This is a genomic window from Demequina sp. (assembly GCA_024707205.1).
Classification (GTDB): Bacteria; Actinomycetota; Actinomycetes; order Actinomycetales; family Demequinaceae; genus Demequina.
Window position 1 is genome coordinate 699,828 of sequence record JANQAD010000001.1, and the last position, 14,165, is coordinate 713,992.

The following is a 14,165-nucleotide window of genomic DNA, read 5'->3' on the forward strand; positions in this document are numbered from 1 at the left end:
TGCAACTGAGCACGCAACTGATCCGCAAATAGTTCGTAATGTGCGCATGATTTACCCCCGATCTTTCGCGGGCGACGTCAACGTCGCCTCGGCTATCTTGACGGTAGACCCGCGCGCGCACACTGTCAACCGCAGTAGCGGTCTGCCAATCTCTACTTTCGGGGTGTCCGGCTCAAAGTGCCGATTACGTCGCCCAAGGCACCCGCACATTGTCGATGAGCCGCACGTCCCCCACCCGGATAGCGCCAGCAATCGTCGCCTGGTTGAGCGCGTGCGTAAGCACGTCGAAGTAGTCCACGCTGATGCCCGGCTCGGCGTCGAGGACCGCCCGCCCCGTCGCGAGCGCCTCCGCAAGCGGGCGCCCCCCCGGAACACTCCCGCGGCGGCCTCGAGCGCCCGCGGCAAGACGAGCGCCGCCTCTCGCTGCGTTGGCGTGAGGAACCGGTTGCGCGAGGACATCGCCAGCCCGTCTGGGTCGCGCACCGTCACAGCCTCAAAGATCTCCACGGGCAGGTTGAAGTCGGCGACCATGCGCTCCACGAGCAGCAGCTGCTGCGCGTCCTTCTGGCCGAACACCGCGACATCGGCCCTGGTAAGCATCAGCAGCTTGAGCACCACGGTGAGCATGCCGTCGAAGTGGCCGGGCCGCGCGGCGCCCTCCAGGATCTCTCCAAGCCGGCCCGACGCTACGGTCACCTCCGGCGTCCCGCTCGGGTAGACCTCGTGGACGGAGGGCGCGAAGACGACGTCAACGCCAAGCGGCTCCAGCAGGGCCAAGTCCGCATCGAGGTCCCGCGGATAGCGCTCCAGGTCCGCGGGGTCGTCGAACTGAAGCGGGTTGACGAAAATCGTCACCACCACCTCGTCGCACGCACCCCGCGCGCCGCGCACGAGCAGCGCATGGCCCTCGTGCAGCGAGCCCATCGTCATCACCACGCCTCGGCGGCCGCGCGGCTCGCCGAGCTCCTCGGCCGTCGTCACCACTCGCATCAGATCAGTCCTCCCCCAGTCCCAACGTCGCGATGAGGTCCGCGTATTGCGCTGGCCCAATCCGCCCGCCCTCGAGCGCCAGGTCCGCGGTGGCCCGCGCCATCGCCCGGTAGGTCGCGCGCGTGACCGGCATGCCGGCGAGCGCCGCGAGGTGATCCGCCACGGTTCCCGCGTCCCCGCGAACAACGGGCCCGGTGAGGGACGCCACCGACCCCGGGGCACCCGCGAGCGCGTTCTCAATGGAAGCATGGACCACCGGCCCGAGCACGCGGCCCGGCTCCTCCACGCCAAGCCGCGACAAGACCGCGGCAGACTGCGCCGCGAGTGTCACCGCATGATTCGCCGCGTGCACGATCGCCGCGTGATACGCCGCGCGGTCGCCCTCGGCGATCACGAGCGGCTCGCCGCCCATCTCCACCACCAGGGCCTGCGCGATGGGCAGCAGCGCCGCGGGCGCGGTGACCCCGAACACGGTGTCGGCGAGCCGGGCGCGGTCCAGCGACGTACCCGTGAAGGTCATGGCCGGGTGGATGGCGAGGGGAAGCGCCCCGGCGGCCACAGCGTCGGCCAGGATGCCCACGCCGAACCGCCCCGCCGTGTGCACCACCAGCTGCCCCGCGCGGAACGCGCCAACCGTGGCGAGCCCCGCGCACAGGGGAGCGAGCGCGTCGTCTGGGACGGTGATGAGCACCAGGTCGGCGCCGCGCACCACCGCCTCCGGCTCCACACGCGGCACCCCTGGCAGCAGCGTCTCGATGCGGCTCACCGATTCCGCGGATACGCCCGACGCTCCCGTCACCGAGTGCCCCGCCTCGCGCAGGGCGGCGGCCAAGACTGCGCCAACGCGGCCGGCGCCCACCACGCCTACGGCGAGGCGGCTCGAGGAATCAGCCACGGCCGGACCCCACGTCTGAACCACGCCCGAGCGCCCGGTACTGGCGCGCGCGTTCGGCCTGCTGATCCAGCAGGTCCAGGGCCGCGTCGGCGTCGAGGTTCGCGGCGACCGGCCGCACCGGGCCGGGAGTCGAGTGGACCACGAGGCTGCCGAGGTGCCGCGCGCGCTGCACCGGGCCCTGGCGCACGCCGAGCGACTGGGTGCGCTCATGCGGCACCACGGCGAGCTCGTGGGTGAGCCAGCCGCCGCGAATGAACAGTGCGCGCTCGCCCGCGAGCACGCCGCGGCGCCGCCACTGGAAGGGGTCCAGCAGCCATGCGCGGCGCGGGGCGCCCGTGAAGCCGCCGTCGGCACCGCGTCCCGTGACCAGCGCGGCGAGGGACTCGTCCGAGACCTGCGGCAGCACCAGCCGCAGCGCGAGCAGCACGTCGTCGAGGGTGCCCACGGGGAGCAGCGTGTTGACTCGCGCCTGATCCTCCTGGTAACCGGCCACATTCATCGTGATGCGGTACCACCCGCGCGCGCGCCACAGCACGCCCTGGCTCACGAGCACGGCCTGCACGCGGCCCGGCGTCACCGTCTGGCGGCGCGTCTCCAGCAGGCCGTGGCTCAGCCGCAGCCCGTCGGAGGAGGTGGCCGCCGTGAACCGGAACCCGCCGTTGATCTGGTTCCAGAAGTAGCCGAAGATCGCCACCACAAAACCGACCATCGCGAACAGCGAGGTGCCAACGAAAGCGAGGATCGCCTCCCCCACCGCCGAGCCGAGGAAGATCGCCGCGACCACCAAGGCCACCCCGGCCGCGGCCACCACGAACGTCGGCGTCGACAGCGCGACCGAGCCCAGGAGCCTCCCCGTCGGCACCGTGTAGACGTCGGTCTCGGGCGCGGCCGGCACCGCGGTCGCCGGTCGGGTCTCGCCGAGATGGCTCGCCAGGTCACGCAAAGAAGCCGGCCCGACGCTCTGGTTACCTTCGGCGCCCGAGGCGGGCACAGCGTCGGGTAGCTTGGCTCCCGCCGAAAGCGCGAGCACCTCATTGCGCAGCGCCTCCGCATCACCGAGCCGCAGGAACTTGAGGTCGATGCCGGAGTCGCGGCCACCGGCGACCTGCACGTTCAGCTGCGCCAGCCCAAAGATGCGCGCGAGCAGCGGCTGGATGACGTCAACGGCCTCGATCCGGTCCAGCCGCGCCTGGCGGTGCTGGCGGAAGAGGATGCCCTTGCGGTGGTACATCGCGTCGTCGCCGATGCGGAACTCGTTGCGGCGCCAGCTGAGCACGCCAAAGCCGACCACCACCCCGACGATCACCGCGACCCCGGCCAGCAGGGCAAGCACAGGGAACTCGTTGAGGAACTCGTACTCGCTGTCGCCGCCGGCGACCCACGACGGCAGGGCGCGCGCGATCCAGTACAGCGCGATGAACCCGAGGATCGGTCCCGAGCCCAGGTACGGCGACACGGGGTGCACGCGGGTCCACTCGCGCGGGGCAGCGTAGACGGCGCCCTGCATGCCTGGAAGCGTCACAGCCCCGCCAGCCGCGCCTCGCCGCGCGAGGTCATGCGGTCGCGGAGCGTCTCGGCGTCCGCCGCTCGCACTCCGCTCAGGGTCGCGTCGGTTCCAGGGCTCGCGGTGTGGAGCTGGATGGTCGCCATCTTGAACGCGCGCGCCAACGGTCCGGCGCTCACCTCCACGAACTGCATGCGACCGTAGGGAACCACCGTCACTGAGCGGAAGAGTCGGCCGCGCTTGACGATCAGGTCGTCCTCGCGCTCCGCCCACGCGTGCGCCGTGACGCTGCGATAGATGATCCACGTGAACCACGCGCCAACCAGCAGGGCCGCGCCCGCCGCCCATGCCCAGGCCGGCGAGAACAGGATGCCGAAGACCACGAAGTCCGCGATCACGAACAGCATGAACGCCCACAGCACAATGCACCGCGTGATGATGAGGCGGCGGTCAGCGTAGGTCCAGTCCGCGTCGGGTTCGTACCAGGTCATGCGTTAAGTCTGCCATTGCGCGAACTTTGACCGCCCCGCGGCCCGACGCTGTGGCCGGGTTCGCGGCCTACGCGCCCAGCGGCGGTGTGGGCTTGGGATCCTCTGGGGGTTTGGTGCGGCACCAGTGCTCGGCGATGAGGCCAGCGATGAGCAGCACGGCGGCCCCGGCCGCGGCGATGAGCGCCGAGATCGCAACCTCGCGCCGCGGGCCGTGCGACCAGTCGCCGCCAACGCCGAGCGCGTAGCCAAGCAGCCCACCCCCAAGAAGCACTCCCGCGTACGCACACGCCTGCGCGAACACGGCCGCGCGCGCGGCCCGGAGCCCGTCGAGCCCCGGGTTCTTGCCTCGCTGGAATTGCCGCACCGGCCAGGCGAATACCAGGGACAATACTCCGCCAACGATGCAGATCACGGGCAGCGTCCACGGGATCGTGGCGGGCGTGTAGCCGTCGCCAAGCCCCACGCGAGTGATGAGCCAGGCGAGCGCGAAGGTGGCAGCCGCCACAAGGGCGAGGCGCTGCCAGGTGAGGTGCTCCATGGTCAGGAGGATTCGGACGGATCCACGATGGGGATCGCGCCGCTGTCCTCCGCCGCAGGCTCTGGCCCGGACGGCCATGGCGTGACGACCACCTCAACAGAGTCCACGTCCACGTTGCCGAGCAGGTCGGAGACGGCGCCGCCGTTGGGGCCGGGAAGCACCGCCTCGGAGTCCACCGCGGCAAGCGGCACCAGCACGAACGCGCGCTCGTGGGCGCGCGGGTGGGGCAGCACCAGGTCGCGCGCCTCGCCAACCACGTCCGCGTATGCGATCACGTCAAGATCCAGGGTGCGCGGCCCGTTCTCGACCGTCCGCTCGCGCCCGTGCACCACCTCGATGCCTTGACAGGCCAACAGGAACTCGCGCGGGGCGAGCGCGGTCTCCACGAGCGCCACCGCGTTGAAATAGTCCGGCTGCGGGGGCCCGCCGACGGCCGCGGACTTGACCAGCGGCGACGTCGACAGGACGTGGATGCCGCTGATCCGGTCCAACTCGCGAATCGCCGCACGCATCGTGGCGTCGACGGAGCCCACGTTGCCGCCAAGCGCGATCCACGCCTGCACCGGCTGCAGGGGCCGCTCATCGAAGGCGTCGCGCGAGAAGGCGGGGGCGAGCAGCGGGTCATCGGACATGCCCGCGGAAGAGCCGATCCGCTTGTCCGCCCACAGCGTCCCGGAGCGCAGGTCGCGCCGGATACGCACCACCACGTCGCCGAACTCCACCAGCAGCGGAGCCTGCGGCTTGTGAATGAAGACGTCCACGCACTCGACGCCCTCGAACTCGAGCACCGCCCGCGCGCAATGCTCGGCGACCGTCTCGAGCAGGTCGCTCGGGTCTCCGGCGAGCACCGCCGCAACGGCGTCGGCGACGTCCGAGTAGTTCACGGTGCGGCTGAGGTGGTCGGTCGCGGCCGCGAGGCGCGTGCTGACGTGCGCAACGACGTCGGCGATGAACAGCTGCCCGCTCTCGCGCTCGGTGGCGAGCACCCCGTGATACGCGGTCACGCGAATGCCCTCGACGATGATCTGATCCAGTTCCACGCCGCCCTTGACGTACGGCCCGACCATCAGTGTCATGGGCTCATCCTGCCCCGTAGGAGGCTTTTTCCCAAGCGCTGGCCACGGCGATTGCGTCTTTCGCCGCGGTCACCTCATGCACACGCACGCCCCATACGCCCGACGCTGCCGCAAGGGCCGTGACGGCCGTCGTGGCGGCCTCGCGCTGGCTTGGGTCGCCGTCGGGCCTCTCGATCGCCGCGCCGAGGAAGCGCTTTCGGCTGGCGCCGATGAGCACACGGTGGCCCTGCGACCAGCCATCGATGTTGGCGAGCAGCGGCCAGTTGCTGGCGCCGACCTTGGAGAAGCCGAGGCCCGGGTCGAGAATGATCTTGTCTCTCATCACGCCGGCCGCGCTGAGCGCGGCCACGCGTGAGGCGAGTTCGTTGCGCACCTCGGCGACGACGTCGGCGTAGTTGTCTCTCGCATCCATCTGCGTGGAGTGCGCTCGCCAGTGCATGCAGACGAAGTCGCAGCCAAGCTCTGCAACCGTCGCGGCCATGTCGGGGTCGGCGAGGCCGCCACTCACGTCGTTGATCATCACGGCGCCGGCGTCGTAGGCCGCCCTGGCGGTGCTCGCACGCATCGTGTCCACGCTGACCCAGATGCCGCGCTCGGTCAGGGCCTCGATCACTGGCACGACTCGTCGCACTTCTTCCTCGGGCGAGACCCTCGCCGCCCCCGGCCGCGTGGATTCGCCGCCGACGTCCACGAACCTGGCCCCCGCCTCGGCGAGTTCCACGCCTTTGGCGACCGCAGCGTCGGGCCCAAGGAAGAGGCCGCCATCGCTGAAGCTGTCAGGGGTGACGTTGAGGATGCCCATGACGAGGGTCATGCGCCCACCGCCTTATTTCCCGACGATGAGGCTCATCGCCTCCGCGCGCGTGGCGGCGTCGCGCATGATGCCGCGGACGGCGCTGGTCACGGTGCGGGAGCCGGGCTTGCGGACGCCGCGCATGGACATGCACAGGTGTTCGGCCTCGACGACGACGATCACGCCGCGCGCGCCCAGCTGCTCCACGAGGGCGTCCGCGACCTGGGTGGTGAGGCGCTCCTGGACCTGGGGGCGCTTGGCGTAGAGGTCCACGAGCCGCGCGAGCTTGGACAGGCCCGTGATCCGCCCGTCCGTGCCGGGGATGTATGCGACGTGGGCCACGCCGTGGAAGGGGACAAGGTGGTGCTCGCACATCGAGTACAGCTCGATGTCCTTGACCAGGATCATCTCCTCGTGTCCCAGCTCGAAGACGGCCGAGAGCACCTCGGCGGGGTCCTGGTCGAGCCCGGCGAAGAACTCCTCGTAGGCGCGCGCCACGCGGGCGGGCGTGTCCCGCAGGCCGTCGCGGTCGGGATCCTCGCCGATCCCGGCGAGCAGCTCGCGGACGGCGGCCTCGACCCGGGGCTTGTCCACGGCCATGGGTCAGGCCTCGTCCTTGGGCTCAACCGCCTGCTCAACCGGAGCGGTGGGTTCGTCCGCGCTCTCCTCAACAACAGCGTCGGGCTGGGAGATCACGGCCGGCGCCTTGGCGCTTGCGGGCGCGTTCGCCACCCACTCGCCGCTGAGCCAGTCGCCGCGCGGGGCGATCTTGACCACGTCCTTGAAGATCTCCGCGAGTTCGACCTCGCCGAGCGTCTCCTTGTCCAGGAGCTCAAGCGCGAGGGCGTCAAGCAGCGCGCGGTTCTGCGAGAGGGCGGTGGTCGCCTCGGCGAGGGCGTTGTCCATGAGGCCGCGCACCTCCTGATCGACCACGGAGGCCACCTGCTCGCTGTACTCCCGGCCGTGGCCCATGTCGCGGCCAAGGAAGACCTCGCCAGAGCTTCCCGCTAGTCGCACGGAGCCCACCTTGGTGGACATGCCGAACTCGGTGACCATCTGGCGCGCGATCTCGGTGGCCTGGCTGATGTCGTTGGACGCGCCCGTGGACGGGTCGCCGAAGACGAGCTCCTCCGCGATGCGGCCGCCCATCGAGTACGCGAGGTTGTCGAGGAGCTGGTTGCGCGTCTTCGAGTAGCGGTCCTCTTGCGGCATGACCATGGTGTAGCCGAGCGCGCGACCACGCGGAAGGATCGTCACCTTGGTGACGGGGTCCGTGTGGTTCATCGCCGCTGCTACGAGCGCGTGTCCACCCTCGTGGTAGGCGGTGACGCGCTTGTCGTGGTCGTTCATGACGCGCGTGCGGCGCTGCGGGCCGGCGATGACGCGGTCGATGGCCTCGTCCACCTCGCTCGAGCCGATCTGCTGCTTCTCCCTTCTTGCCGTGAGGAGAGCAGCCTCGTTCAGGACGTTCGCGAGGTCGGCGCCGGTGAAGCCCGGGGTTCGGCGGGCGATGGCCTCGAGGTTGACGTCCGGGGCGATGGGCTTGCCCTTGGCGTGAACGTCGAGGACCTTGTGGCGGCCCTTGAGGTCGGGGGCGTCTACGCCCACCTGACGGTCGAAGCGTCCAGGGCGCAGGAGCGCGGGGTCGAGGATGTCGGGACGGTTGGTCGCCGCGATCATGATGACGTTGGTGCGGGCGTCGAAGCCGTCCATCTCCACGAGCATCTGGTTGAGGGTCTGCTCGCGCTCGTCGTGACCGCCGCCGAGGCCGGCTCCGCGGTGACGGCCAACGGCGTCGATCTCGTCAACGAAGATGATGGCCGGGGAGTTCTTCTTGGCCTGCTCAAAGAGGTCACGGACGCGGCTGGCGCCAACGCCAACGAACATCTCCACGAAGTCAGAGCCGGAGATGGAGAAGAACGGCACTCCCGCCTCGCCCGCGACCGCGCGCGCCAGAAGCGTCTTGCCGGTGCCGGGAGGGCCGTACAGCAGCACGCCCTTGGGAATCTTGGCGCCCACGGCCTGGAACTTGGCCGGGTTCTCGAGGAACTCCTCGATCTCGCGCAGCTCCTCGACGGCCTCGTCCACGCCGGCGACGTCCTCGAACTTCACGGTCGGGGTGTCAGGGGTGACGAGCGTGGCGCGGCTGCGGCCGAACTTCATCACCGAGTTGCCGCCGCCCTGCATGCTCGACATCAGGAACCAGAAGAGGCCAACGAGCAGGAGGATCGGCAGGAACGTCAGCAGCAGGCTCGCCCATACGGAGGTCTTGGGGACCTCCGAGTTGAAGCCCTTCTCCGGGTTCGCCGCGGTGACGGCGTTGACCACGTCGGTGCCCTGCGGCTCCACGTAGAAGAACTGGACTACGGGGCCCAGGTCTTCCCAGTCGCTCGGGCTGCCCTCGGGAAGAGTCTCCTTGAGCACCAGCTGGACGCGCTGATCGCCGTCAACGATCTTCACCTGCTCCACGGCGCCAGCCTTGAGCATGGCGAACCCCTCTGAGGTGTCGATGCTCGTAATCCGCGGTTGGAACAGGCCATGCACGAGCCAGCCGATGAGCACCGCAAGCAGCACTACGAGGACGATTCGGCGCAGCGAAAAGGCGTTCTTCATGGTGCCCCAACCCTACGCGAGCGGCGATACCGGGCGAGAACCGTTTCGCTGAGGGCATTCAGCGCGATTCCTCCGTTATTCACTGCTACTTGACGACGATGGACTTTCCGGTTGCCGAGGCCTTCAGGTACACCGAGCTGCCCGGGTAGCTGACCTTGACCTTCCACGTGCCCTTGACCAGCTTGGGCACGGTGACGGTGACCACGCCGGACTTCAGCGTGCCGTAGACCTTCTTGGTGGTCTTGCCCTTCGTGAGGGTCACCGTGACCTTCCCGGAGACGGTCGGCAGGCCCGTGGCATGAGACACCGTGACCGAGTACTTGCCCGACGCCTTGGTCGTCGGCGCCTTGACCACGGCGGTGGAGATCTTCGAGATCTTCGTGTGTCCCACCACGATGGCGTTGCCGGAGACGGTCTTGGCCGCGTACGTGGTGTTGCCCGCGTACGTCACGGACGCCTTCCAGACGCCGTTCGCCAGCTTCGGGACCGTGATGGTCACCACGCCGGACTTCAGCGTTCCGGTCACCTTCTTGGTGCTCGAGCCCTTCTTGAGGGTCACCGTCACCTTTCCGGTTGCGGCCGAGAGGCCCGACGGCGGGGTCACCGTGACCTTGTACGTACCCGACTTCGAGGTGGTGGGCCGCTTGGTCACCGAGGTGGTCACCTTGGAAACGGCCCCCTTGGCCGCGATCACGGACGGGCCGGTGGCGGTCTTGGCCGCGTAGTTCGAGTCGCCTCCGTAGGCGATCGACGCGGTCCACGTTCCGGCCGTGAGCCTGGGCACCACGATCGCCGCGGTGCCGTCGGACAGCGTGCCGGTGGCCGTCTGTGTGGCGGAGCCGTTCTTGAGGGTGATGGTGACGTCGCCGGTGGGGGCGTGAGGCCCGACGGCGGGGTCACCGTGACCGAGAACGAGCCGGCCGTTGTGGTCGTCGGCTTCGTGATGACGGCGCCTACGACGGTGCTTACGTCCGCCTTGACGGACTCCACCGACTCGCCGGTGGTCGGCGCTGCGCCGTAGTTGTCATCGCCCGCGTACGTGATCGACGCCGTCCACGTGCCCGCGGCGAGGCTGGGCAAGTCGAACCCGGCGACGCCAGCGTCCAGCGCAGCCGTGTCGGAGTAGGTGTCGGAGCCCTTCGTCAGCGTGAGGGTCACGTTGCCCGTGGGCACGTCGAGCCCGTCGGGTTGCGTCACCGCGACCGCGTAGGTGCCACCGTGCTGCGGTGACGGCGCGTCGCCGACCGTGCCGGCGATCGTGACGACCGCGCGGGTCGATGTCACAGGATCCGGGTTCGCCGACTTGGGCGCGTAGTTGAGGTCACCGGAGTACGCGATCGTCACGTTCCAGGACCCCGCGTGGAGGCTGTCCACGGGCACCGTGGCGGCGCCGTTGATCAGCCCGACCGTCTTGGTAAAGGTGTCGAGTTCGTTCGCGAGGGTGAGCGTCACGTTGCCCGTGGGCGCCTCCAGCCCCTCAGGCTGGGTCACCGTGATCAGGTAGGTGCCACCCTCCTGCGGGTTCGGCGCATCGCCAACGGCACCTGCGACGGCGACCTCGTCCGGGTTGGAGGTCATGTCGGCGCCCGTGGTTGTGAGAGCCGTGTAGTTGTCGTCGCCCGTGTACGCGATCGACGCGGTCCACGTGCCGGCCGGCAGCTTATCCAGCTCGACCGTGCCGACTCCGTTGATCACTTCGACCGTCTTCTCGACCTCGGCGGCACCGTTCGCGAACGTCACCGTCACGTTGCCCGTCGGCGCCGCGAGGCCGTCGGGCTGGGTGACCGTGACCTTGTACGTTCCGGGCTTCTGCGGCGACGGGGCCAAGGTGACGGCGCCTACTGCCGTGACGGCAGCCTTGACCGAGACCACGGATGCGCCGGCGACCGTCGTCAGCGCGTAGTTGTCGTCGCCCTCGTAAGTGACCATTGCGTCCCACGTGCCAGCAGGCAGCTTCGGCAGGTCGATGGTGGCGGTTCCGCCGACGCCCAGGGTGCCGGGGAACGGGACCGTTGTGACGGATCCATTCGTGAGCGTCACCGACACACCACCGGTTGCGTCGGGCAGGCCCGTGCCTTGCGTCACCGAGACCGAGTACGTTCCGGTCGTCTGCGGCGTGGGCACTGTCCCCACGGAGCCGACTACCCCGACACTCGCCTTCGTCGAGACCACGTCCGCGCCGGCGACCGGCGACAGCTCGGTGTAGTTGGAATCGCCCGAGTACGCGACGGAAGCCGTCCACGTGCCCGCCGGCAGCGCCGGCACATTGAGCGTGACGGTGCCGCCGTCCAGCGGACCGCTTATTGGGTCCTTGGTGACGGAACCGTTCGTGAGTGTCAGCGTCGCGGTGCCCGTAGGCGCGACGAGACCGCTCGGCGGGATCACCGTGACCTGGTAGGTGCCGCCCTGCACCGGCGTCGGCGCCGTCAGAAGGGCACCGGTAGCCGTGACCGCGGCCTTGGTCACCGTCACGGATCCAGTCAGGGAGAACGGCAGGATGTGCACGTCAGAGCCGTAGCTAACCGTGTAGGGATAGTTGCCTACCAGAAGGCTAGGCACGGAGAACGTGGCCGTGTTGCCCACGATGGGCGCCGTGGCCGTAGTGCCATTGATGTCCAGCGTGGCCGTGCCCGAGGGCGCGTGCCCCGCGGAGGTGGCCACATTGAGCGTGACGGTCGCGGCGGTGCCGTAGACCACGTCAGGCGAGACAACTGTGGCCTCTGCCAGTCGCTGCACCGGCGGCGAGACCGTGGACCAAGGACCGGCTCCCACTGCGTTGACTGCGCGCATCCGGAAGATGTAGTCCTTCGTCGGATCCAGGTCAAAGACGGAGGTGCTCGTGACAAGGCCTGGGAAGAGCGTCGTGCTCCAGCTTGGCGTCGCCGTGTCCAGGCTTACCTCGTACTCGTAGCGGATGATGTCCGAGTTTCCAGTGACCACCGGCGCGGCCCAGGTCAAGGTCAGCGGGGTGTCGACCGCCCCAAACGCAGCGCTCAGCACAGTGGGAGCGTCGGGCACCGTGTGGCCGATGTAGCCGCCCAACGGTGCGGTTGGCGTCGCGACAACCGCGCCGGGCGCGGTCGCGTTCAGCCATCCGGAAAGCTCGCCGTCGTAGGACTCGAGAGGGTCACCGCTGACTGGGGTTCCGGCGGGAACGGTGAGCGGCACCTGAGTGCCGTCTGGTCCGGCGACATGCACGCCGTTTGCGTCGAGGTAGGCAGTGACCCCGGACTGCTCCGTGGCCCACTCCGTGCTTCGCTGCATCGTCTCGCCAAGGGTGACGGTGTCCTCCGTCACCAGTGGTGAGACGGTCGTGTTGTGCGTCTTCGCGTACTGAGCGAGGATTCCCTCGACCACCGGGTAGAGGATGCGGCTCTCCGCCAGGTTCGACTGGTGCGCGTAGAACGGTCGCGGGTCTCCGGAGATGACGTAGCGGTACGCGTTCCGCACCTCGATCGGGACGATGTAGTTCTTGAAACTGGCCTCAGACTGGCTCGCATTGCCGTTGTCCAGCGGCGTGATGCAGGTGCTCGTGTCCGAGTGGCAGATGCCGCTCCCCGTGGGGGTGTCGGTGTAGATCCAGTTGTACTCGTCGACCTCGTCGGCGTAGGTGCCGGCGTTGTAGAAGATGTTCATGGGGTGCCGCGGCAAGGTCTTTGTGGTGGTGCTGCCCTCAACGAAGCGCGAATCCGCCTCACGGGACGCATCGGAGCCCGTGTAGGTGATGCCGGCATCGAGCAGCGCTTGCGCGAGGAACGGGTTGTCGATCGTCTGCTCCGTGCCCGACTTCAGGCCCGAGTGCTCGCCGGTGACCAGGGCGTGCGAGTCGAAGTTGGTCAGGCCGTGGGCGGTCGCCCACTGCTGGTTCTGCGTGATCTCGGCGAAGATCCGGTCATACGAGAGCCACATGGTGCCGTTCACGTCGACGCCGTCGACCGCCAAGTCCTCGTCGTAGTACGGCCCAGTCTCGCCTGGGGTCGCGCAGTGCCAATCACCGGTCGGCGTGGTGGGCGCGATCTGGATGCACCCCAAGAACGGGTGCGAGTAGGTGTGGTTGGCCCACAAGAACTCGGCCTGGTTTGTCAGGAAGGCGTCGGTCAGGGGATCGTCCCTCGTCGCGCCGCCCGGCTCCAGCGGCGCGGTGGCCGAGTCGCTGCCATAGGCGTTGAACAGCATGTCGAACTTGAAGTCGTGCGTGTTCTGCCAGTTCACCAAGTAGGTGACATCGGGCGCCGTCATGCGGATGTCGTGCGTCGCGTTGTCGCCCGCGCCGTAGTTGCAGCTGGGAGTGTCACCGGGCGTGCAGTTGGACGCCGAGCTCCACCGGCTGTCGGCCATGAAGATGTCGTCCACGTGTACGGCGAAGTAGTTGCGGTGGTACCCCAAGTGAGTGCCGCGCGTCATCCAGGTGATGATCCCGTGGGAGAGCTCGTTGAACCACTGCTGGTCCGCGTTGTAGTTCACGCTGATGATGAGCTCTTCGCGGAAGTTGTGCGAGTAGACGCCGACGATGGGGCCGCTGTTGCCGCCGCTCGTCGCGGTGAGCAACGTGGTGAAGGTGCCGTTCGGGTCCGAAGCCAGCGGCTGCGCGAGGTACCCGTAGGCCTCATCGACCGCCGGGTCGAAGTCGTCGACCGCCAGCGTCATTGGCTGGGGGAGGTAGGCGAAGGCGCCCGTGCGGGCGTCGCTTGTCGCACCGACGGTGGCACCGTCGAGCGGTCCGGTGAAGCTGGCCGCGTTCTGGCCCGTTGATGCGCCGGGGCTCTGGTAGGCGTCAACCTGGCGCACCCCGTAGGTCTGCTCGTACGTGAAGAGGGCGGTTCGCTCCGCCACCGCGAATGAGTTGTCCCACTCCGGCTGGCTCGGCACCACGACGGCCTGGAAGCGACCCCGTCCGGTCGCGGGGTCCACGAGGAAGGCGTCGTTGATCGCGGGACGAGAACCCGATTCGAGATTGACCTCGGTGTACGGCACGCCCTCGCGGTCCATGACCGCGGCGATGGCCTGCGTCGCCTCGTCGCCATGAGTGAAGAGCAGCACTCTGAGGTTCACGCCGACGCCGGGGCTGGCCTGCACCCCTGCGGCCGGCAACACTGCGAGAAGCAGCGCTGCGGTCACTGCGGCGACGATCCCCCGTCGCGACGTCGTTACGAAAGTTCGGCGAGATGTTCTCATCGGACCCCCTCATGGGTTCAACGGATCTTCAACATGGACTGGCACTCCCTGTGGGCGCACCACGCAACGAGCCTGGATGGGTGGTGACAG

The 14,165-nt window shown here is 68.8% G+C and carries 11 protein-coding genes; all 11 read right to left on the reverse strand.

Annotated features, from left to right (window positions below; genetic code table 11):
• Positions 1–51: 51 nt before the first annotated feature.
• Positions 52–990 (reverse strand): pantoate--beta-alanine ligase, encoded by a 939-nt coding sequence (gene panC / locus NVV57_03595; protein ID MCR6711818.1) that lies wholly within the window; start codon positions 988–990, stop codon positions 52–54.
• Positions 991–994: 4 nt separating this feature from the next.
• Positions 995–1,885 (reverse strand): DUF2520 domain-containing protein, encoded by an 891-nt coding sequence (locus tag NVV57_03600; protein ID MCR6711819.1) that lies wholly within the window; start codon positions 1,883–1,885, stop codon positions 995–997.
• On the reverse strand, positions 1,878–3,392 hold the full coding sequence (locus tag NVV57_03605; protein ID MCR6711820.1) for a PH domain-containing protein: 1,515 nt from the start codon (positions 3,390–3,392) through the stop codon (positions 1,878–1,880). The genes NVV57_03600 and NVV57_03605 overlap by 8 nt, the downstream gene beginning before the upstream one ends.
• 11 nt (positions 3,393–3,403) lie before the next feature.
• Positions 3,404–3,880: a PH domain-containing protein gene (locus NVV57_03610; protein MCR6711821.1), complete on the reverse strand. Its 477-nt coding sequence runs from the start codon at positions 3,878–3,880 to the stop codon at positions 3,404–3,406.
• 67 nt (positions 3,881–3,947) lie between these two features.
• The gene (locus NVV57_03615) at positions 3,948–4,418 is read right to left on the reverse strand and encodes a DUF3180 domain-containing protein (GenBank protein MCR6711822.1); all 471 of its coding nucleotides are present in this window, start codon (positions 4,416–4,418) and stop codon (positions 3,948–3,950) included.
• A gap of 2 nt (positions 4,419–4,420) precedes the next feature.
• Entirely contained in the window at positions 4,421–5,494 is a 1,074-nt protein-coding gene (gene folK, locus NVV57_03620; protein MCR6711823.1) for a 2-amino-4-hydroxy-6-hydroxymethyldihydropteridine diphosphokinase, read from the reverse strand.
• Positions 5,495–5,498: 4 nt separating this feature from the next.
• Complete coding sequence (folP, locus tag NVV57_03625; protein MCR6711824.1) at positions 5,499–6,308, reverse strand: dihydropteroate synthase; 810 nt, start codon at positions 6,306–6,308, stop codon at positions 5,499–5,501.
• Between the two features lie 12 nt (positions 6,309–6,320).
• Positions 6,321–6,887 (reverse strand): GTP cyclohydrolase I FolE, encoded by a 567-nt coding sequence (gene folE, locus NVV57_03630; GenBank protein ID MCR6711825.1) that lies wholly within the window; start codon positions 6,885–6,887, stop codon positions 6,321–6,323.
• A 3-nt stretch (positions 6,888–6,890) separates the two neighbouring features.
• The gene (ftsH, locus tag NVV57_03635; protein MCR6711826.1) at positions 6,891–8,900 is read right to left on the reverse strand and encodes an ATP-dependent zinc metalloprotease FtsH; all 2,010 of its coding nucleotides are present in this window, start codon (positions 8,898–8,900) and stop codon (positions 6,891–6,893) included.
• Positions 8,901–8,985: 85 nt separating this feature from the next.
• Positions 8,986–9,684, reverse strand: a complete 699-nt coding sequence (locus tag NVV57_03640) for a hypothetical protein (GenBank protein MCR6711827.1) — start codon at positions 9,682–9,684, stop codon at positions 8,986–8,988.
• Positions 9,591–14,018, reverse strand: a complete 4,428-nt coding sequence (locus NVV57_03645) for an Ig-like domain repeat protein (protein ID MCR6711828.1) — start codon at positions 14,016–14,018, stop codon at positions 9,591–9,593. Before NVV57_03645 ends, NVV57_03640 begins: the two co-directional genes overlap by 94 nt.
• Positions 14,019–14,165 lie beyond the last annotated feature (147 nt).

Coding starts and splice junctions, on each gene's coding strand:
- panC (MCR6711818.1), bottom strand. CDS start 990: ATGCGAGTGGTGACGACGGCCGAGGAGCTCGGCGAGCCGCGCGGCCGC.
- folP (MCR6711824.1), bottom strand. CDS start 6,308: ATGACCCTCGTCATGGGCATCCTCAACGTCACCCCTGACAGCTTCAGC.
- ftsH (MCR6711826.1), bottom strand. CDS start 8,900: ATGAAGAACGCCTTTTCGCTGCGCCGAATCGTCCTCGTAGTGCTGCTT.
- folK (MCR6711823.1), bottom strand. CDS start 5,494: ATGACACTGATGGTCGGGCCGTACGTCAAGGGCGGCGTGGAACTGGAT.
- NVV57_03615 (MCR6711822.1), bottom strand. CDS start 4,418: ATGGAGCACCTCACCTGGCAGCGCCTCGCCCTTGTGGCGGCTGCCACC.
- folE (MCR6711825.1), bottom strand. CDS start 6,887: ATGGCCGTGGACAAGCCCCGGGTCGAGGCCGCCGTCCGCGAGCTGCTC.
- NVV57_03605 (MCR6711820.1), bottom strand. CDS start 3,392: ATGCAGGGCGCCGTCTACGCTGCCCCGCGCGAGTGGACCCGCGTGCAC.
- NVV57_03610 (MCR6711821.1), bottom strand. CDS start 3,880: ATGACCTGGTACGAACCCGACGCGGACTGGACCTACGCTGACCGCCGC.